Raw genomic sequence first — 19,648 nt, 5'->3', positions numbered from 1 at the left:
CCTTTTTTGTCTCAAAACGCGCTTGATCCGCCCTTCTGCCTGTTCACTTCTCCTCAACTAAGATTATTTCCTTTTTGGGGGAAGGATAAGATTCTGGCACCGGGCTGTCGGTAATCATATAGTCTATCTCTGATAGAGACGCGATATTATATACCGCTGAGTGGCCAAATTTACTCCCATCGCATAGAAACACGCTGACCGCCGCGTTTTTCAGCAGGAAAGCCCTCAACTCCGTTTCTTTCTCTGAGGTATCCACGATCATTCCCTTCTCATTTACTCCTGATGCTGAGAAGAACATTACGTCGATATTAAAGTTCGCGGCTGTTTCAATGGCCATGGCCCCCCCCACAGAGGAGGAGCTTCCGATTACCTCGCCCCCAAGGCAGTAGGTTCGCAGGCCCAGGCTTTTCAAATGGGCGCCAGTCGTCAAGCTGTTGGTAATGACAATGATATCAGGACGCCCTTTTAAATAGTCGCACAGATAAGAAGCAGTGGTGGAACCGTCGAGAAAGACCACCATATTGTTAAGAGCAAATTTTACGGCCTCCCGGGCCAAAAGATTCTTTTTCTTGTAGTTGACGCTCTTTCGGAAGTCCACCGGAGCTATCACATTCTCCGTCGGAATGTGCATAGCTCCGCCGTGATTGCGAATGATCAGCTTTCGGCGGGCCAGCTCAGTCAGATCACGCCGGATAGTAGGCATACTAACCAAAAGGCTTTTGCTCAGTTCCTCTACCGTGGCAAATTCCTTCTCTGCCAGGACCTTTAGTAGTTTTTGATGTCGTTCTTCTTTCAGCATAGTCCCCTTCTCCATGAGCGAAAATGATTTTTTATTGTTCTATATTAACACTGTTGACAGAAATGCTCACTTCAGTTATTATAGTGGCTATAAAATATGTACAAATCACGAGCCATTTTCCTCCCTTTTGTTTATATATTAACAAAAGGAAATGTTGAAGTCAATGCGCTTGTCTTGTTTCCCTTTCGTTTCTGTTCGAATACCCAGGAGGTCCTGAAATGTGAAAATAGACGCCAACCATTTGAGCGGACCCTGCTCTTGCGGCGGGGAACACCTCCTTGCGACCCAGATATGTGTCATTCAGGAAGGGGCTCTTTTCCATCTGGAGGAAATTCTTTCCAGCATTCCCGTTGTTGGAAAGCGTTGTGCGGTCTACGATGAAAATACTTACCGCGCCATCCCAAATTCCATACACCCTAGAGCGGAGCAGGAAATCATCCTATCCCCCTCTGGGCTCCATGCCGATGAGAACTCTACCGCCAGCGTGTTAGCTCGTCTGGAACCAGATATTCAAGTGATGCTGGCCATTGGCGGGGGTACTGTCCACGATATCACCCGCTATTGCTCGACGGAGCGGGGTATTCCATTCATTTCTATCCCTACCGCCGCCAGTTGCGATGGTTTCTGCTCCAATGTGGCGGCCATGACTTGGCATGGATATAAAAAAACGATACCCTGTCAGGCACCGCTCCTTGTCGTGGCCGATCTTGATGTGATCTCCGCCGCCCCCTGGTGGCTCACCGCAAGCGGGATTGGCGATATGCTGGGCAAATTCATTGCTTTGACTGATTGGCGCATCTCCCATCTCCTCACTGGAGAAAAGCTTTGCCCAGTCATCTATCAAATTATGGAGGATGCTGTTGACAGCATTTGGACCAGATGCCGCGACCTGCGCAGCGGCGGCTCCGCCGCTTACGAGGCGGTAGTCTACGGGCTTTTGATGAGCGGACTTGCCATGCAGATGATTGGCACCTCCCGCCCTGCCTCTGGAGCGGAACACCATGTATCCCATTTCATCGAGGTGGAGCCAGCGGCCCTGCGCACTCATAGCAGCGCTCTCCACGGAGAGAAGGTTGGCGTCGGCACGCTTCTCATCGCTCAGGAATATCAGCGCCTATCCCAGATAGAGAACATCGCCTCACTGGCGCTGCCCTATGCCCCTGTGTCAGATGAGCGGCTGATGGAAGTGTTTGGCCCCAGGCTTTTCTCCGCCTGCCGGGAGGAAAACCTCCATGACTGTCTGGCCCAGGTAACGCCGGAGCGGCTGATACAGCAGTGGCCTCAGATACGGCAAATCATTGCGAAAATCCCTCCCGCCGCTCAGATCCATCAGTTTTTAACGGACCTGAAGGCAAGTGCCTCCCTGTCTGACCTGGGCGTCCCTGAAGCGGCTCTGGAACTGATTTTGGAGGCCTCCCCTCTGATCCGGAACCGGCTCACTTTTATGCGCGTCCGGCGGATAATCCGCCATTAAAAGATAAAAAAGCAGATACAGACAAAAAGCAGACCGCCTGCCGGCCATGTGTGTATTTGAGAGGAGAATGTACTGTGAGTGTGACCATTTCGATCAAGCACGCCTTAAAGAAGTACGGGGAGAATGTGATAATCCCTGACCTGAACCTAGATATCAAGGAGGGAGAATTCTTCACTCTGCTGGGGCCCTCTGGCTGTGGTAAAACCACCCTGCTTCGGATGATCGCCGGTTTTAACTCCATCGAGGGAGGAGACTTCTATTTCAGCGATCGACGCATCAATGACCTGGATCCCGCTAAACGCAACATTGGCATGGTGTTTCAAAACTACGCCATCTTCCCCCACATGACTGTGCGTAAAAATGTGGAGTTCGGTCTGAAGAACAAAAAGCTCCCAAAAGCTGAAATTGCCTCCAAAACCGACGAGTTCATGAAGCTGATGCAGATTGACCAGTATGCCGACCGCCTGCCGGAACGTCTGTCTGGCGGACAGCAGCAGCGTGTTGCTCTAGCTCGTGCCCTGTGTATCCAGCCCGACGTTCTGCTTTTTGATGAACCGCTCTCCAATCTGGACGCCAAGCTCCGGGTGGAGATGCGGACCGTCATCAAGAACATCCAGCACAGCGTCAATATCACTACTGTTTACGTCACCCATGACCAGGAGGAGGCCATGGCCGTTTCCGACCGGATCGCTGTCATGAAGGATGGCGTTATCCAGCATGTCGGAACGCCCAAGAATATCTACCAGCGGCCTGCCAACTTGTTCGTATCTACCTTTATTGGCCGCTCCAATGTGATGAACGCCAAGCTGGTAGTCGAGGGCGGCAGAACCTATCTGCTTACGCAGAAGGGGCATCGGGCCGAGATCCAGAACGTGATGGACCAATACCGCCAGAACCAGGACGTGATCATGTCCGTCCGGCCGGAGGAATTCCTGCTCACCCAGGATGCCACTGTGGATGGCATTGACGGAGTGGTGGATGACTGTGTGTTCCTCGGCCTGAACACACACTATTTTGTCCATTTGGATTCCGGCGAGGAAGTGGAGATCATCCAGGAGTCCTCTATCGACAGCATCATCCGCCCTGGCACTCACATTAAGCTGCAGCTAAACACAGAAAAAGTCAATGTGTTCACCGCCGATGGCTCCGCCAATATCCTCACCGGCGTGTGCAACGACTGCGCTGCATCCTGACAGAGGAGGGCGCATAGTATGACAGTAAAAAAGAAAAAGTTTGAGCTATGGACGGTGGTCTCTCTGGTCCTGCTGGCCACCTTCCTGCTCTTCCTGGTCTACCCCATGTTTGGTCTGCTGAAGCAGTCAGTCATCACACCCGAGGGCCAGTTCTCCCTGGCGGAGTTCACCAAATTTTTCAGCAAGTCCTACTACACAGACACCATGGTCAACAGTATGCTGGTGACCGTCTCCGTCACCGCAGTCTCCCTGATCCTGGGCATCCCTATCGCCTATTTTTACTCCTTTTATAAGATCAAGGGCGCCAAAGCCCTGTTTGTCATCTCCATCTTGTGCTCCATGTCCGCCCCCTTCATCGGGGCCTACTCCTGGATCATGTTGTTGGGCCGTTCCGGCGTCATTACCCAGTTCCTGCTTGGTCTAGGCATTGACATTGGAAGCATCTATGGCTTTAAAGGTATCTTGTTGGTCCAGTCGCTCAAGTTCTTCCCCCTGGTGTTCATCTATATGAACGGCGCATTCAAGAATATCGACAACACCTTGATGGAGGCCTCCGCCAACATGGGCTGCACTGGTGTCAGCCGTCTGTTCCGCATCGTGCTGGCTCTGTCCATGCCCACCATCCTAGCCGCCGGCCTGATGGTGTTCATGCAGGCCTTTGCCGACTTCGGCACCCCTATGCTCATGGGCGAGGGCTTCCAGACCTTCCCCGTGCTGATCTACAACCAGTACCTGGGTGAGGGCGGCCAGAACTTCAACTTCGCCGCAGCCCTTGCTATGATTGCGGTCATTATCACCGCTGTGGTCTTCGGCATTCAGAAGTTCGCCACCAGCCGCTTCAAGTTTTCCATGAACGCCCTGCACCCCGTGGAAAAGAAGGACGCCAAGGGCCTGTCCGGTTTCCTGATGCATCTGTACTGCTATGTGCTGGTGGCTGTGGCCTTCCTGCCCCAGCTGTACATTATCTACCTGTCCTTCCGCAACTGCTCTGGCGCTGTCTTCAAGCCCGGCTTCTCTCTGGGCAACTACGAGGCCGCCACCAAGAAGCTGCTGGGCCGCTCTATTAAAAACACCACCGTTATGGGTATCCTGGCACTGGTCATCATCATCGTGATCGCGGTGCTCATCGCCTATCTGGTGGTCCGCCGCTCCAGCGCCCTGAACAACACCATCGATACTCTGTCTATGCTGCCCTACATTATGCCAGGCGCTGTCATTGGCTTGGCCCTGCTGATTGCTTTTGGCAAGAAGCCCTTTGCCCTCACCGGTACCATGACCATCATGATCATCGCCCTGGTCATCCGCCGTCTGCCCTACACCATCCGTTCAGCAACGGCCACGCTGATGCAGATCTCCATGAGTATCGAGGAAGCAGCCATCAGCCTAGGCGCCTCCAAGGCCAAGACCTTCGTAAAGATCACCGTCCCCATGATGGCAAACGGCATCTTCTCCGGCGCCATCCTCAGCTGGGTAGCCATTGTGACGGAGCTGTCCTCCTCCATCATCCTATATAACCAGAAGAGCATTACCCTGACTATGTCCACCTATGTGGCCATCAGCCGAGGCAACTACGGTCTGGCCGCCGCCTTCGCCGCCATCCTGACGCTGATCACCACCATCTCCCTGCTCATCTATCTGGCTGTGACCAAGTCGGAAGACGTCCGTCTCTAACCCCCTTCCCGGCTTATCTGCGGCCCTGCCGCATGTAAGTATACACCTTATTCTGAGAAGAATGAAAAGGAGAATGAACCATGAAAAAGTTACTTGCCCTTGCCCTGGCCTCTGCCATGGCCCTGTCTCTGGTTGCCTGTGGCTCCAGCGATGACAACAAGAGCGGCGGAACCTCCACCCCCAGCACCGGATCCAGCACCAGCACTGGTGCCGGCTCCAGCGCCGAGGAGCCCGTTGAGCTGTCCGGCGACCTGGTCCTCTACTCCTCCATGACCGACCCCGACCTGGATGCTCTGATCACCTGCTTCAATGAGAAATACCCCGATATTGAGGTGGAGGTCGTCAACGGCTCCGCCGGCGAGCTGACCACCCGTCTGACTGGCGAGGCATCCAACCCCGTGGGCGACCTGGTCTGGGGCGGCATGGCCGACTCCGACGGCGACCGCTACGCTGACATCTTCGAGTCCTGGGTCTCCGTGCATGATGCCGAGAATATGCCCGGCTACACCTCCCCCAACGGCCTGTACTCCATGGACCATCTGTCCACTGTCGTCTTCTGCATCAACAAGGATCTGGAGGCCGAACTGGGCCTGGAGATCAACTCCTACGAGGACCTGCTGGATCCCAAGCTGAAGGGTCAGATTGTCACCGCCGATCCCAACAGCTCCTCCTCCGCCTGGAACAACCTGTCCAACATCATGGCCGTCTACGGCATGGACTCCGACGAGGCCTGGGCCTACATCGAGAAGCTGATGCCCAACCTGGTCATCGCCGGCTCCTCCTCCGCTGGCTTCAAGAGCGTCCAGCAGGGCGAGTACGCCGTGGGTCTGACCTACGAGGACGGCGCTGTTACCCTGATCAAGGATGGCGCTGACAACATCCGTCTGCAGTACCCCGAGGAGGGCACCTCCGCCACCGCTTTCGGCGTGGCTCTGGTCAAGAACGGCCCCAACCCCGAGAACGCCAAGGCTATGATCGACTTCATCTGCTCCGCCGAGGGTCAGACCGCTCTGGCCGCCTATCAGGAGGGCACCCTGCGCTACACCAACGCTAACTATGAGGCTCCCGAGAATGCCTGGCTGGCCCCCTCCTCCGACATCAAGTGGGTGGACCGCGATGTGTCTTACCTGACTGAAAATAAGGACGCCATTCTGGAGCACTGGAATGAGCTGTGGGCTGAGGTCATGGGCTAATCCCTTTTGGGGGAAACACCTAGCTAACCTCTTCGTTTTACCTTGTAAGGATCGGGGTGGTCAGTGTTCTGACCACCCCGGTCTTTCTTGATACATCAGGGAGGATCTATTTATGCTGGAAACACTGAAACGGGAGGTCTGCGACGCCAATCTGAAGCTGGTAGAGTATGGCCTTGTTATTCTTACCTGGGGGAATGTTTCTGCTCTGTCTGAGGACGGCAAATTCGTCGTCATTAAGCCCAGCGGGGTGGATTATTCCTCCATGTGTCCAGAACAGATGGTCGTCACCGATCTGTCCGGAACCGTGGTGGAGGGCGAGCTTCGCCCCTCCTCCGACCTATTGACCCACCTAGAATTGTACCGTAGCTTTGCTGGCGTAGGCGCCGTGGTTCACACCCACTCTCCTTATGCTACGGCGCGGGCTCAGGCAGAACTGGATCTGCCGTGCTATGGAACTACTCATGCCGACTCCTTTTACGGTGCCATCCCCTGCACACGCCACCTGACCAAGCAGGAGGTGGACCAAGCGTATGAGGCCAATACCGGCCTTGTCATCGCAGAGACCTTTCGCCATCGGAAATTGGACCCCATGGCCATCCCAGGAGTGTTAGTATGCAAGCATGGTCCCTTCTCCTGGGGCATCAACTGCAAAAAAGCTGTGGAAAATGCCCTTATCCTGGAGGAAACAGCCCGCATGGCATTGATTACGACCCAGTTCTCCCCCCAGGCCGAGCCAGCTCCCCAGTATCTTTTGGATAAGCACTATTTCCGGAAACATGGGGCCAACGCCTACTACGGGCAAAATTAACCTTTGAGCTGTTCTTGAAAGGGCGGTGAGCCTATGATCGAAGCATTGGACTATTTCCGAGAGCTGAATACAGTATCTGTTTTGCTGAGGCTGACGCTCGCCATGCTACTCGGTGGTATGATAGGTCTGAACCGGGGTCGTAAACGGCGGCCGGCTGGCTTTCGCACCTATATGCTGGTATGCCTTGGCGCCGCCCTGACCATGATCCTGGGGCAGTACGAGCACTATATCCTCAGCACCCTCTGGGAAGGACGCTATGGCCTGCGCACCGATATTTCCCGCATCGGCGCCCAGGTTATCAACGGCATCGGCTTTTTAGGTGCCGGGACCGTTCTGGTCACTGGAAAGCAGGAGGCAAAGGGCCTGACCACTGCCGCCGGTCTGTGGGCTTCGGCCTCCATGGGGTTGACCATTGGAGCTGGCTTCTACGAGTGTGTGGCTCTGGCATTTCTGCTGATCTTTCTTGCAGTCTGGCTGCTCCCCCGTCTGGAAGTTTTTATCATAGAGCGCTCCCGAAACATCAATATCTACGTGGAGTTCACCTCACTAGATGATATTGGTCAAATCATTGCCTGCATCAAAGCCCATAACTCCCATATTTATGATGTTGACATCAACCGTGACAAGGAGAGGGCTCGCCCCAGTGCCATTCTCTCCATCCGGCTGGAGGAGCGGATGCCCCACACCAAGCTTCTGGCTGATATCTCGGCGCTGGACTGCATTTATTCCATTGAAGAAACATGAGGGGGGAAGCCGCCGTGTTATCCATATTTCATGAATTGCGTGATGTCACCCTGCTCTCTGTCGCTCTGCGTATGCTGCTGGCTTCTCTCTGTGGTGGAGTCATCGGCATCGAGCGAGAGTATAAACGCCGTCCAGCCGGCTTCCGCACCCATATTCTGATCTGCCTGGGTGCCGCCATCACTACTCTGACAAGCCAGTATCTCTATATGTACATGGGCTATGATACAGATATTTCCCGCTTGGGGGCCCAGGTAGTGGCCGGAATCGGCTTTATCGGAGCTGGCACAATTATTGTCACCCGTCGTCAGCGGGTCAAGGGGCTCACCACCGCCGCCGGCCTCTGGACCACTGCCATTGTTGGTCTGGCTATCGGCAGCGGGTTTTATGAAGGGGGGCTTTTCGCCACCATTCTTGTCATGATCGCCGAGTTGGTTTTCTCCAAGTTAGAATACCGCATCCTAAACCATGCCCCCGAAATCAACCTGTACATGGAATACACAGATTCCCAATGTCTGGACCAGGTATTAGTCCTGTTCCGGGATCTGGCCGTGAAGGTGCGAAACATGGAAATCACCCGTTCAACCGGCAGCGAGCGCCATAATGCCTGCGCCATCTTTACTCTGGCGCTCAATAAAAAGCACACTGTAGAAAGTGTGCTCAACTCAGTGCTCATGGTAGAGGGAGTTATTTCCGTGGAAGAGCTGTGACCCTGAAAGCCCATCTCTGCTTCCGGCCATATGGACAGTAAGTCTTACATCGTGGGAGAGGTAACGCAAAAGAGTTACCTCTCCCACAATCTTTTAAGGTCACAGGGACCTCGCTATGCTGTCGTAGCAGATGTGAGGCGTGGGTTTTGCCTGTTAGCGCCGGATCAAATACCTTTTCCCGCACAATAATGAAAGAAGCAGTGGAGCCAGGACAGGGATAACGTCAACTTTCTTTGTTGCGCTTAAGCATATTCCAAACAGTAGACCGGCACACGTCTAACCGCTTTGCGGCCCGGCAACGGTTGCCCGCTTCTTCCTCTAATACGAGACGCACGATGTCGTAATTGATAGCCTCCAAACTCTGATTTAGATTGACGGCGGCGAAGCCTCGAGGCAGCAACTGACTGCGTTGAGGAAGTTCCTCATGAATTAACTTGCGGACTTCTTCTGCCTGGATATAGGGACCGGGGGTAGTAAGCATCAAGGTGCGCATCATGCGACTAAGTTGGGCCAAATTTCCATCAAATCCAAATTGCTGGAGCAGAGCCATGGCCTCGGAGGCAAATCCAATAATTCCTTTTCCCAGCTCCATATTCAGCTGATTAATATACAACGCGGTGATACCCGGTATATCCTGACGGCGCTGACGCAAGGCAGGCAGACGCAGTACAACAGTAGAAAAATGATTTTTCAGATATGTAAGCACATATTCATCTTCTATATCAGGGCGGTCCAGCACACCAGAAAACAATAGACGGTTACGTTGGCACAGATTGCTTTGCTCCATAAAACGGAACAGCTCCTCCGCAGTTTCATTTTCCAGCCGATCCACTGAGCGTAGATAAATAGTAATTCCTGTGCGAAAGAACGGCGAACTGTCCCGGCTGAGAAGCGCCTTCCATCGCCGGGGAGTTAGTACCTGGCAGTCCACTGTCACCATCATCCGCTCATGAAAGGGCCCATTCCGGTATAGGATAGAGGCCACCGTGTCTTTTCCCGTTCCAGTCTCTCCGAGGATCAGAACGGGCCAGATACTCTGGTAATAGGCGGGTATCCTTCGGCCGATCTCCCCTACCAGCACCGCACACCCCACTCGAGATACATCGTTAAATAAGGGTTCGTTTCGGTGCGTGATGGTTACTCCCTTTCCCGTCTCCACAGGCATAGTCTGTGCCTGCCGCACCTGAATACACAGACATCGTTGTCCACAATGCTCCAATCCAAATGCCGACAGAAACAGCAGCTCTCCCTTCCATTCTAATTCTCGCTGCACGGGCTCATTTCCCACAGTCAGACAGGGAAGCATCATTTGTATCTGCTCCACCAGGCCCACCCAACCCGGTTGCTGCTCCAGGTTGGAGAAAATTAGTCTTCCGCCAGGTGTAAACAGAGATGTACCGGGTGCCAACACCCCTAGTAACTTTTGCAGCGCAGCGTTCTGCTTCTGAAAGTGTCCATATTTTGCGCACACATGGACGGCCTCATCAAAAGCGGCCGCAATGCTGGCCTCATCAGACGAGAGAAACATGGCGTTCATACCTAGTTCTTCAGCGTTGACCATACTCACCCGATCACACAGGATCAGTTCTACTCCCTGGTCCCGTAATCTCTGCAGCTCCCCCTTGATGTCGCTCTCAGCAGTGATGGTACATACCGTAAAATCATACTGCATCATAGCCGAAAGCTGCACCGCGCACTCCGTGATGCCGGAAAAGCCTACTACCGCAAACTTTTCTAAGTAATGCTGCGCTGACTTCAGACAGCGCAGCACATCATATACTGATACATCAATCTCCACTACCGGGATAGACGCGGCTGTACGCAACAATTCCGCTGTGCCCCCTCTGGAAACGATAGCATCATAGCGGTAATCAGGCTCCTCCCGTAATACCTCAAGGCAAGTCTTATAGTTACCCAGCTTTACAGTCAATTCAATATCATTGCGATTCTGTCCTACTTGTTTCATAACAGATGCCATACCCCAATAAGGCGCAATGGCCAAAATCTTGATCTTGTCCATCTCCGTCCCCTCCATCCGTCTAAATTTCAAACATTTTTTGATATTTTAACATATAGAATCACTTTTGAAAAGAAAAAACAATTCATTTTGTTTAAAAAATAGTCATTTTTTCTCATTTTCCATGTTGTTACTTTCTTTTCTAAGCTACTATACTCTATACAGTGGTAGTCCATAACGACGGATATACCAAAGAGTGTATCTCTGCGCATGAGATTCGATGTTGTCTGATTACTTTTCAAGGGAGGAACGATATTTTGAACTACCAAATTGATTTGCTAACCAAAGTATTTCCTGGCAAGTCCAGTGCCGGTGCGCTGGGACTGAGTACCTGCGCACTACTTCGTGCCCCGGGACACACCCTCCTGTTTGACACAGCGGCTCATGGGGTTATTAAGACCATCCAAAATTCTCTGGCAAGATTGGAGGTCGCACCAGAGACTGTGGACACTATTTTTCTCAGCCATATGCACTATGACCATCTGAACAATGCAGCCTATTATCCAAACGCCCAAATCATTGTGGGGCGCAGTGAATGGGAATACGCTACCACCTCCAAGGACGAGTGGACCCCATTAGAGAGCGTGCTGTACTTACAACATTGCCGTCAAGTGCGTCTGGTAGATGATGGTGAGGAAATCCTACCTGGAATCCGAGCAATCTGGACTCCGGGCCACACGCCAGGACACATGAGTCTGGCCGTTGACACTCCGAAGGGTGTAGTAGTCCTGGCTGGCGACGCAGTGAAAAACCGCAGTGAACTGGAATTGGAGTATTCCGACCAGTATGTAGATCAGCAAGCCAGCACCGCCAGCATCAAAAAGATTAAGTCGATGGCTTATAAGGTTTTGCCTGGCCACGACGGCTATTTGCTGGTTCAGGACGGAAAAGTCGTTCCTGAGCAAGAATTGGTTTTGGACATTATGCTTCCGCGCGGATGTATGGACGGCGACAACGGCGTATACCATCTGTCAGTAAAGTAATTGAGAAAGGAGCGTGTATCTTCTATGGACAATACTCCGGTTATGATTTTCGGTATTATTTTCGCCTTTGTCCTTTTGGCCTATATGTGTATGAAGGGCTGGAGCGTCTTTATTTCTGCCCCCATTTGTGCTATCATTGTTTCTATCACCTCCGGGATGAACCCCCTAACCTCTATTACCGATACCTTTTTGTCCGGTACTGGAAATTATCTGGCCCAGTGGTTTGGGCTATTTATGCTAGGCGCTCTATTTGGTAAGATTATGGAGGCTTCGGGAGCGGCCGCCTCCATTGCCCGCTCTGTGACCGAACTGATTGGCCCTCAAAATGCTGTACTGGCTGTAATCCTGGCAACTTCTGTAATGACCTATGGCGGCATCAGCCTATTTGTAGTGGTATTTGTGGTCTATCCTTTTGCAGTGGATTTGTTTAAAGAAGCTGACTTACCCAAACGTCTGCTTCCCGGCTGTATTGCCACTGGTGCTTTCAGCTATACCGCCATGGCTATTCCCGGGTCTCCCCAAAATCAGAACATCATTCCTACCAATTATTTCGGAACTGACCCTACCGCCGCCCCCGTCCTGGGCTGCATTGTCGCTATCTACATTTTAGTTGTCAGCGTTTTGTATATGAATCACCGCGCCAATCAGGCCCGGAAAAATCAGGAGCACTTTGTAGCCAGTGAAAAGGATCTGGCTATTATGGAGTCCACCAAAAATATGTCCTTACCCAATGCGTGGTTGTCCATCCTCCCTTTGCTGGTAGTGGTATGTACTATCATCTTCGTGAAGTGGAATACCATGGTCTGCCTATTGCTGGGCGTACTTTTGGCCACTCTGCTGTTCTTCCCTCGGTTGAAGGGATGTATGCGTGAAACATTCAATCAAGGCGCTGCTAACTCCATGACCGCTATCATGAACACCTCCCTTACAGTTGGTATGGGCAATGTGATCCAAGCCTCTGCGGCCTTTACTATTATTTGTAACGCCATTGATACTCTTTCCAGCGGAAATGGGCTGATCTACGAGTTTATTTCTGTCAACATCCTGGCTGGAGTTACTGGTTCTGCTTCCGGCGGTTTGAGCATTGCCCTGGAAACCTTATCCGAGCGCCTGCTGGCCACCGGTCTCAACCCAGAAATTCTTCACCGTGTAGCCTCCATCTCCGCTAATGGCTTAGACTCCATGCCCTGGTGTGGAGCGGTCATGACCATGTTTGCCGTATGCGGCGTCACTCACAAAGACTCCTATCGTGATGTGGCAGTAGTTAATATTGCTATTACCGCCAGTGGTGCTATTCTGGCTATCATTTTGGGATCCATGGGTGTTTGCTGATGTCCTGCTTTGGCCAAGCTATACGGCCTTTACAAGTATTTTTTTAGAAGGGATGCTGTTATGCTTCGAAAAAGTCTTATTATCAATCCCACTGATACTGTGGCCATGGTTCTAGAGGATGCCCTCAAGGGGGACACTATCCAGACTCCTCAGGGACAAACTGTCACTTTGTTGTCTGATGTGGAGTTTGCTCACAAGGTCAGCATTTTGGATCAGAAAAAGGGTAATCCCGTCATAAAATACGGGGAGGAGATCGGCTATCTATTGGAAGATACTCCGGCTGGTAGTTGGATTCATACCCATAATATGGACTGCGACCGTGGCACAAAATAAGGAGGGCCCTTCACTATGGAAACAACATTTATGGGATACCGTCGTCCTGACCACACAGTGGGCGTAAGAAACTATTTGGCAATCATTCCATCTGTTTTCTGCGCCAATACTACAGTGGAAAAAATTGCTTCTCAGATTCCCGGTTCCGTTCCAATGCCTCATGTAGTAGGCTGTGCTCAGGTGGGCTTTGACTTGGAGCTGACTGCCAGGACTTTGAAATCTATGGCCTGTCATCCTAACGTAGGCGCTGTATTAATTATTGGCCTAGGTTGCGAACGATTTAATCCCCAGGAGTTGCTGGATGCTGTTCGGGAAACACAAAAGCCTGTGGCTATGTTTATTATCCAAAACGAGGGAGGTACCAGCGCTACTATCCGCCGGGCCGTTGAAGCCGGGAAGGAAATGAAAGCAACGCTGGATCAGATGAAGCGAGAGCCCTGCCCCTTGTCCGCCTTGATGGTAGCCACCAAATGTGGAGGTACCGATGCTACCAGCGGCTTGGCTGCCAACCCAGCCGTGGGATGTGCGATGGACCGTCTGGTTGCAGCTGGAGGCAGTGCTATCCTTTCAGAGTGTAACGAGCTGCTTGGTACCGAGGACTATTTGGCCCGGCGGGCGGTTAGCCCAGAAGTGGCAAGAAAGGTCTATGATGCCATCTACGGAATTGAAGATGTACTGCGCAGCGGCCTGGATCCGACTTTGCCTGCCAACAGAAATTTCCTTATTTCCCGTGGCAACTTCGATGGGGGAGTGAGCAGCATCGTGGAAAAGGCCCTAGGCGGTGTACACAAGTCTGGTACCTCGCCTATCGTGGACGTCATCGAATATGCTACCCGCCCCGAATTAGATAAACATGGTTTATTCCTAATGGATTACGAGAGTCATGATGGAGAAGTAGTCACCGGTATGATTGGCTGCGGTGCCCAGCTTGTGGCATTTACCACCGGCCGGGGAAATCCTACCGGCCACCCAATCGCCCCAGTAATCAAGATCACGGGCAACTCCAGAACCTTCCACAGCATGGAAGAAAACTTTGACTTTGACGCCAGTTCGATCATCTCTGAAGGTCGGCCTGTGGATGAAGTAGGCCATCAACTGCTGGATTTGATTGTCCGGGTAGCAAGTGGTGAGTTAACCAGCGCTGAACGGTTTGGTGGCACAGAATTATTCTGTGTAGGTCGTCGTCATGGCTACCGCAGAAAGACCCGCGAAGAGCTCTGGGCAGGCCATAGTTGTCCTTTGTAATATGGAGAAATTGTTTTGCGGCCTTTTATAGCTCCATAGGCGCTACGGGATAAGATCAGTGAGGAGAGCCTCAACCGCTACAAGGGAGACGTGCTTTTCTGCGGCACCCGCAATATACATAGCACCATCAATACTACGCGGGGTGTTCACCGCGGGCAAGCACATCTCTTGTCCGGAATATTACACAGCCAAAGATTTTTAAAACCACCGGCACAGCCGGTGGTTTTTTGTTGTATTAAAAGGTTGGAGAGGCAGTTGTATGCCTCTCCCGTCTTAGCAACTGGGTTCCATCTCTATTTTCTCACATATATCCTGGGTAATAGCAGGATCAAAGAGTCCTTACCTGAACGGTTCAGGTAAGCTGAAGGGGGTGATTATTTTGGAAAAGATCCAAGTAGTAGTTACGAACTAGGTCCATGGCATCCTGAATCAAGGGAGTGAGATAACCGTTTTTCTTGTAGATCAGAGAGAGCGGAATCATCAAATCTTGGGACCGCAGGTCAAAAGCCACCAATTCCGGTCGAGACATAGCATCCTTCAGCCCAGTCTCCACCATAAAGCAGAACCCCAACCCCTTAGCCACCAGCCCCAAAGCTGTACTGTTGTTGGTAGTATAAAGCCGGTCAGGAAAAAGGAGTCGGTTTCGCTCTAGAAAATTGTTCACTTGCCGGCCCACAGTCAGGCTGCGGCTGAGAGAGATCAAACGTTGTCTACTGAGAGGCTGCAGATCGAGATGCCTACCCGCCGACCACTGATCGAGAAAGTTCTGTGTTGCCTCGTTGTAACGGTTCATCACCAGCAAAATGCGCTCATGGGCAATGACCTCCTGAACCAGGGTGTCTGGGATCCCAATCACAGCAGTGTTCATGATGGAAAAATCGACTTGCTCGTTGATCGTAAGGGTCGCCAGCTCGCTCACTGGAAATTCAAAGAGTGTCACCTGAGCCTGGGGATGCTGTGCCAAAAAATCGGGGAGAATTTCGGGAAGGAGGAGTGATCCCCGCCAAGTACCCAAGCCAATATTGAGCTCCTGACTGCGATTGCTGTTTAGACTACACAGGTCGGACTGGAGTTTCTGATACAAATGGTCGTTGCTCTCCAAATAACTCTGGTAAATACGTCCCGCTTCAGTAAGCTGAATGGGGTTCCGGGATCGGTCAAAGAGTTTGACTTCCAGGGCGTCCTCCAGCTTCGCAATGTACTGGCTGAGAGAGGACTGAGAAATATACAGCTTCTCCGCCGCTCTGGATATGCTTTTTTCTCTGGCGATGGTTAAAAAATATTCCGGATTTCGATTGATAACCATAAAATAAATCTCCTTCCCAGAGCAAAGCGGATACCTTAGGGCACTAAAAAAATTAACTTATATGTCTATGACTTTAACCATTGTATCACGATGTTGATTGACTGACAAGGAGGCACTTATCTGCTGCGCATTTGTTCTCATGAGCCATTTTTCATGCCAAATATCTTCTTATGTGTCCAAAATTAAATTTTTTATGGACCCTCACCCTGTACAGAGCAGAAAAGGATAGCAGGATGAAAACACGCTCCGGCATATCATGCCGGAGCGCTGCTAATTGATTTCAATTTAATCGTTCGTTTTCTTATTGGGGCGCAAATAACTGAGGAGAACCACTGCAACCACCATCACCGCGGCCACAACGCCAGCTTTTGGCATGATAAAATCATAGATCCATACAGAGGCAGGACCGTTCATGATGAACAGGCAGACAACCTGCACTAACAGCATGGCGATTAAGCTCAACACAAAGACAGTCAGGCAAACAGTATATATCACATCGAGCAGCTTACAAAATCCCTTCATATCTTACCCTCCCTTAAGCGTTTGCAATAGGCAGGACTCCCAGAGCAATCAGTCCGCCCAGGATTGTAATCGGAATAACGTAATGGAACACGAGTGGGAAGAAGGTTTTACCTACATCTTTCACATCGGCTAGGCTGCAGGCGACAAAGATTGGCGGAGAACTGGGAGGAGACGCGCCCTCAGTGGACATCCAAATGAGGAAGGCGGCCAGCGCGGCCACAGGGCTGCAGCCCACACCCACCAGAGCGGTAAAAGCCACAAGGCCCGTAGCCATGGTGGTGGCTACACCGCCCAGAGGGCCTCCAACCAACGCTACCAGAGCACCCACAATGAACACCATAACCACCTTGGGCAGATCCAAAGCGGCCAGCAGAGCACTCAGATCGTCGCCAAAGCCGATGCTGGACAAAGCGCTGCTGCCGGCGATGGCGAACAAGAACACACCGCCCACTCCAAGGAAGTTGCTCTGTGTTTCTTTCAGCAGCCCGATCCAGCCGCTGACGCTGTGAGGCAGACGCTTCCAGCCCTCAATGATGGCAATAATGCTCATAAGAATGGGGACCCAGACGACAATGCTGATAGAACCAACGCCATCTTCACCAAAGGATGGAATAGATTCCAGTACGCCAGCCAAGGGGCTCAAAGTGAGAACCAGGGGGACAATAATGCTGACAAACATCATCAGCGCGGGCCAATTTTTCTTCAGGGACTCGCCCAGAGGAAGAATTTGATCCTGTGGGGTGGCCTGGATATGGTTGCGTCCGACATAAAAGCGAACCACAAGCAGACGGTAGGCCACACACCAAAGGCCTGCAGTAAGCATGGCTACATAGAAAGTATCAATGGTGACCAGAGCAGCCACCTCGGCCATACCCAGCATCAGGAACATAGCCGAACTTGCGGGGAAAGACTGACCAGAGCCGGCGTTTCCAGCAGTCAGAGTAGCGGCAAGCTCTCTGGGCCAGCCGGTCTTAACCAGCCAGGGGATAGTAATGGTACCCACAGTCGCGGCGTTGGCGGTAGAGTTGCCTGACACCAGACCCAGCATTCCACTGGCCAGTACAGCCACATAGCCTGGGCCACCGCGCAGACGACCGACAAGGGAATTAAGAATCTCAATCAATTCACCGATAATCCCTGTTTTTGTCATGATGGCCGACATAAAGACGAACATCATAGTGGCCACGAAAATTTCGTCAGTAGCTGCCGCACAGAATGCCTCTACAACCGTTGTAATGTAATTGTCGATTCCTCCAAATGCGGCCGCAACGAGAAAGCCCAGCAACATGGCCTCTGTGATAGACCGTTTGATTACTGCGTTCCACACAATAACGACAGCCAGATACACCACAAATGCCCATACGCCAATTCCAATTTCCAAAAGAACCCCTCCTTGTTATCATACTGGTACATTCAGGTTAAGGAAGCAATACACTTCCTACTCTTCTACGGTTTCACTTTTACGCGGATAGGCAATCCCCCTTTTTCTATCTACCAATCGCCTTTTGTGTCCCCTTGCCGACCATAGTTTTGTATCGTCAGCATCCCGGTTTCAGCTGGAAGCACAAAGTCGATAGTGGCTGTCATCATAACGTGTAGTCCAACATACCCCCGGCAGGCGCAGCCTGACCGGCTCTCCGTCCCTGTGCCTCAGTATTCCATAGGGTGGTCGTTGGCTTGAATATCTGCAATATTTACAGATTGACATATAAATTTTATAACATCTTTACACGTACTAAGACGGAGCAAGTTTTCCTCTCTACCCGTATGCTGCAGGGTAACAGGAGGCTATATAATGGATATTATGCACAAACTTGTCCGCTTTTAATTGTGCATTTTCATGCTTTATGGTAGCAGTAACGAGAGATAAAGTCAATTTTAAAGTTGCCAATGGCGATATTAGTAAACTCTTATAATGCCACGGCAAGCCCGCACACTATAAGTTCTCGCTTATAGAAACATGTGCATTAAAGTATTGGAAAAGACGGTATCTATCAGGTATGCTGAAAAGCAGAACGAGGATGTTCACAGGCTGCCCGTGGCAATGCCAGACTGGGACTCAAAATCAATCAAATCTGGAAAGGAAGCAATCAGCATGGGAAAAATCTTAATTACAGAATCCGTTCACGCTGTAGGGCCTGACATTCTATCGAAAGCAGGACATCAGGTGGTCTATGCCGATCGGGATATGGATGTGATCCGCCGTGAAATCGTTGACGCGGACGCTGTCTTTGTTCGCATCATCGAGTTGCCCCAATCATTGCTGGAGACTGGGAAAAACCTGAAAATAGTCAGCAAGCACGGCGTGGGTGTGGATAACATCGACCTGGAATACTGCAAGAAGGCAGGGATCGCGGTCACCATTACCCCGGATGCCAACGGCCTGTCAGTCGCTGAACACGCCTTTGCTCTGATGATGTCCCTGTCTAAAAAAATCATTCCTGTCTCTAAGGCTTACAAGGAGATTGGATTTGCCGCTAAGAACACCTCCCCCTGCATGGAGATCTCCGGCAAGACTGTAGGCGTGGTAGGGCTTGGGAAAATCGGCACACGCTTTGCCAAAATGTGTCTCTACGGATTCGGCATGGAAGTGCTGGCTTATGACCCCTTTGTCACGGAGGCTCCTGAGGGAATTACACTGGTTTCCGACCTAAACGATCTGCTTTGCCGGTCTGATGTTGTCTCTCTCCACTGCTCCCTGGTAGATGGCACTCGTAAGATCATCAATCAAGAGCGGCTGTCCGTCATGAAGCCCTCCGCCCTACTTATCAACTGCGCACGGGGACCTCTGGTTGATGAAGCGGCATTGATCAGCGCGCTTCAGAGCGGCAAGCTAGCTGGCGCCGGCCTGGACGTCACCGATCCGGAGCCCGCCTCCCCAGACAGCCCTCTGTTCCAAATGGACAATGTCATCGTCACTCCTCACTATGCCCCCACCACCTTGGAGGCAGCCATGCGAGTATCCACGATCGCCGCAGAAAACATTGTGTCTTATCTTTCTGGCCGTGAGCCTGTGGGACGACTCATATAAGAGTTCTAAAACGTGAACAAACTCAATTATTTTTAACAGGTATACGAAGGAGGAAATAATTATGAGACTGGCAACTATCAAGTGGAACGATACGGAGATGGCCGGCATCGTAGCCAAGAACGGCATTCTTCCCATCCGCGCCCTGAACGCGGCTAAGGGCACCGCGTGGAGGACCGATATGCTGTCCCTGATCCAGGAGCAGCAGATCCCCGGCCTGACCGCCTGGTATAACGCCGGCGGTAAGGAGGAGCTGGAGTCCATCCCCGGCCTTGTCCCCGCTGACCAGGTGG

17 protein-coding genes and 1 pseudogene are annotated in these 19,648 nt (G+C 51.7%); 13 read left to right on the top strand and 5 right to left on the bottom strand.

The genetic code is table 11. The features are described from left to right. Positions 1–43: 43 nt before the first annotated feature. The gene (locus H8S11_RS12805) at positions 44–799 is read right to left on the bottom strand and encodes a DeoR/GlpR family DNA-binding transcription regulator (protein ID WP_186853396.1); all 756 of its coding nucleotides are present in this window, start codon (positions 797–799) and stop codon (positions 44–46) included. Between the two features lie 220 nt (positions 800–1,019). On the opposite strand from H8S11_RS12805, the gene H8S11_RS12800 reads away from it, so the two are divergent. From H8S11_RS12800 to H8S11_RS12770, 7 genes are all read left to right on the top strand, one after another. After that, the gene (locus H8S11_RS12800) at positions 1,020–2,273 is read left to right on the top strand and encodes a sn-glycerol-1-phosphate dehydrogenase (protein WP_186853395.1); all 1,254 of its coding nucleotides are present in this window, start codon (positions 1,020–1,022) and stop codon (positions 2,271–2,273) included. A 74-nt stretch (positions 2,274–2,347) separates the two neighbouring features. Then, positions 2,348–3,466: an ABC transporter ATP-binding protein gene (locus H8S11_RS12795; protein WP_147573425.1), complete on the top strand. Its 1,119-nt coding sequence runs from the start codon at positions 2,348–2,350 to the stop codon at positions 3,464–3,466. A gap of 18 nt (positions 3,467–3,484) precedes the next feature. Then, positions 3,485–5,137 carry an ABC transporter permease gene (locus tag H8S11_RS12790; protein ID WP_147573426.1) on the top strand — a complete coding sequence of 551 codons (1,653 nt, stop codon included), beginning with the start codon at positions 3,485–3,487 and terminating at the stop codon, positions 5,135–5,137. An 80-nt stretch (positions 5,138–5,217) separates the two neighbouring features. Further along, positions 5,218–6,330: an extracellular solute-binding protein gene (locus H8S11_RS12785; RefSeq protein WP_147573427.1), complete on the top strand. Its 1,113-nt coding sequence runs from the start codon at positions 5,218–5,220 to the stop codon at positions 6,328–6,330. Between the two features lie 112 nt (positions 6,331–6,442). Further along, entirely contained in the window at positions 6,443–7,138 is a 696-nt protein-coding gene (locus H8S11_RS12780; RefSeq protein WP_147573428.1) for an L-ribulose-5-phosphate 4-epimerase, read from the top strand. Positions 7,139–7,171: 33 nt separating this feature from the next. Then, complete coding sequence (locus tag H8S11_RS12775) at positions 7,172–7,882, top strand: MgtC/SapB family protein (protein ID WP_147573429.1); 711 nt, start codon at positions 7,172–7,174, stop codon at positions 7,880–7,882. A 14-nt stretch (positions 7,883–7,896) separates the two neighbouring features. After that, positions 7,897–8,589, top strand: coding sequence for an MgtC/SapB family protein (locus H8S11_RS12770; RefSeq protein ID WP_240286606.1), 693 nt, complete (start codon positions 7,897–7,899; stop codon positions 8,587–8,589). Positions 8,590–8,812: 223 nt separating this feature from the next. Here H8S11_RS12770 and H8S11_RS12765 read toward each other — a convergent pair whose 3' ends face one another. Then, positions 8,813–10,609, bottom strand: coding sequence for a sigma-54-dependent transcriptional regulator (locus H8S11_RS12765; RefSeq protein ID WP_186853393.1), 1,797 nt, complete (start codon positions 10,607–10,609; stop codon positions 8,813–8,815). Between the two features lie 272 nt (positions 10,610–10,881). Here H8S11_RS12765 and H8S11_RS12760 point away from each other — a divergent pair, with 272 nt between their 5' ends. Genes H8S11_RS12760 through H8S11_RS12745 form a run of 4 tightly spaced genes read left to right on the top strand, consistent with a single transcriptional unit; the run spans position 10,882 to position 14,499 of the window. After that, positions 10,882–11,589, top strand: a complete 708-nt coding sequence (locus H8S11_RS12760; protein WP_186853392.1) for an N-acyl homoserine lactonase family protein — start codon at positions 10,882–10,884, stop codon at positions 11,587–11,589. Positions 11,590–11,613: 24 nt separating this feature from the next. Continuing rightward, the gene (locus tag H8S11_RS12755) at positions 11,614–12,921 is read left to right on the top strand and encodes a GntP family permease (protein ID WP_186853391.1); all 1,308 of its coding nucleotides are present in this window, start codon (positions 11,614–11,616) and stop codon (positions 12,919–12,921) included. 60 nt (positions 12,922–12,981) lie between these two features. Beyond that, positions 12,982–13,254 carry a UxaA family hydrolase gene (locus tag H8S11_RS12750; RefSeq protein WP_186853390.1) on the top strand — a complete coding sequence of 91 codons (273 nt, stop codon included), beginning with the start codon at positions 12,982–12,984 and terminating at the stop codon, positions 13,252–13,254. A gap of 15 nt (positions 13,255–13,269) precedes the next feature. Further along, positions 13,270–14,499: a UxaA family hydrolase gene (locus H8S11_RS12745; protein ID WP_186853389.1), complete on the top strand. Its 1,230-nt coding sequence runs from the start codon at positions 13,270–13,272 to the stop codon at positions 14,497–14,499. 352 nt (positions 14,500–14,851) lie between these two features. Here H8S11_RS12745 and H8S11_RS12740 read toward each other — a convergent pair whose 3' ends face one another. From H8S11_RS12740 to H8S11_RS12730, 3 genes are all read right to left on the bottom strand, one after another. Then, positions 14,852–15,805, bottom strand: coding sequence for a LysR family transcriptional regulator (locus H8S11_RS12740; protein WP_147573431.1), 954 nt, complete (start codon positions 15,803–15,805; stop codon positions 14,852–14,854). Between the two features lie 285 nt (positions 15,806–16,090). Continuing rightward, positions 16,091–16,327 carry a hypothetical protein gene (locus H8S11_RS12735; protein WP_147573432.1) on the bottom strand — a complete coding sequence of 79 codons (237 nt, stop codon included), beginning with the start codon at positions 16,325–16,327 and terminating at the stop codon, positions 16,091–16,093. A 13-nt stretch (positions 16,328–16,340) separates the two neighbouring features. Next, entirely contained in the window at positions 16,341–17,708 is a 1,368-nt protein-coding gene (locus H8S11_RS12730; protein WP_147573433.1) for a TRAP transporter large permease subunit, read from the bottom strand. Positions 17,709–18,422: 714 nt separating this feature from the next. On the opposite strand from H8S11_RS12730, the gene H8S11_RS12725 reads away from it, so the two are divergent. Together H8S11_RS12725 and H8S11_RS12720 are read left to right on the top strand one after the other, a co-directional pair. After that, positions 18,423–19,358, top strand: coding sequence for a hydroxyacid dehydrogenase (locus H8S11_RS12725; RefSeq protein WP_186853388.1), 936 nt, complete (start codon positions 18,423–18,425; stop codon positions 19,356–19,358). A gap of 61 nt (positions 19,359–19,419) precedes the next feature. Further along, positions 19,420–19,648 (top strand): annotated as a pseudogene (locus H8S11_RS12720) (fumarylacetoacetate hydrolase family protein); the annotation flags it as partial.

Origin of the sequence: Flintibacter hominis, assembly GCF_014287965.1 — a bacterium.
GTDB classification, from domain to species: domain Bacteria; phylum Bacillota; class Clostridia; order Oscillospirales; family Oscillospiraceae; genus Lawsonibacter; species Lawsonibacter aceti.
The sequence above is the reverse complement of the archived record's forward strand: the minus strand, read 5'-3'. Positions and strand labels throughout refer to the sequence as shown.

What these genes read in the sequence shown, in the direction of transcription:
- H8S11_RS12785 (WP_147573427.1), top strand. Translation starts at nt 5,218, where the DNA reads ATGAAAAAGTTACTTGCCCTTGCCCTGGCCTCTGCCATGGCCCTGTCT.
- H8S11_RS12765 (WP_186853393.1), bottom strand. Translation starts at nt 10,609, where the DNA reads ATGGACAAGATCAAGATTTTGGCCATTGCGCCTTATTGGGGTATGGCA.
- H8S11_RS12775 (WP_147573429.1), top strand. Translation starts at nt 7,172, where the DNA reads ATGATCGAAGCATTGGACTATTTCCGAGAGCTGAATACAGTATCTGTT.
- H8S11_RS12740 (WP_147573431.1), bottom strand. Translation starts at nt 15,805, where the DNA reads ATGGTTATCAATCGAAATCCGGAATATTTTTTAACCATCGCCAGAGAA.
- H8S11_RS12750 (WP_186853390.1), top strand. Translation starts at nt 12,982, where the DNA reads ATGCTTCGAAAAAGTCTTATTATCAATCCCACTGATACTGTGGCCATG.
- H8S11_RS12780 (WP_147573428.1), top strand. Translation starts at nt 6,443, where the DNA reads ATGCTGGAAACACTGAAACGGGAGGTCTGCGACGCCAATCTGAAGCTG.
- H8S11_RS12735 (WP_147573432.1), bottom strand. Translation starts at nt 16,327, where the DNA reads ATGAAGGGATTTTGTAAGCTGCTCGATGTGATATATACTGTTTGCCTG.
- H8S11_RS12805 (WP_186853396.1), bottom strand. Translation starts at nt 799, where the DNA reads ATGCTGAAAGAAGAACGACATCAAAAACTACTAAAGGTCCTGGCAGAG.
- H8S11_RS12790 (WP_147573426.1), top strand. Translation starts at nt 3,485, where the DNA reads ATGACAGTAAAAAAGAAAAAGTTTGAGCTATGGACGGTGGTCTCTCTG.
- H8S11_RS12745 (WP_186853389.1), top strand. Translation starts at nt 13,270, where the DNA reads ATGGAAACAACATTTATGGGATACCGTCGTCCTGACCACACAGTGGGC.
- H8S11_RS12725 (WP_186853388.1), top strand. Translation starts at nt 18,423, where the DNA reads ATGGGAAAAATCTTAATTACAGAATCCGTTCACGCTGTAGGGCCTGAC.
- H8S11_RS12755 (WP_186853391.1), top strand. Translation starts at nt 11,614, where the DNA reads ATGGACAATACTCCGGTTATGATTTTCGGTATTATTTTCGCCTTTGTC.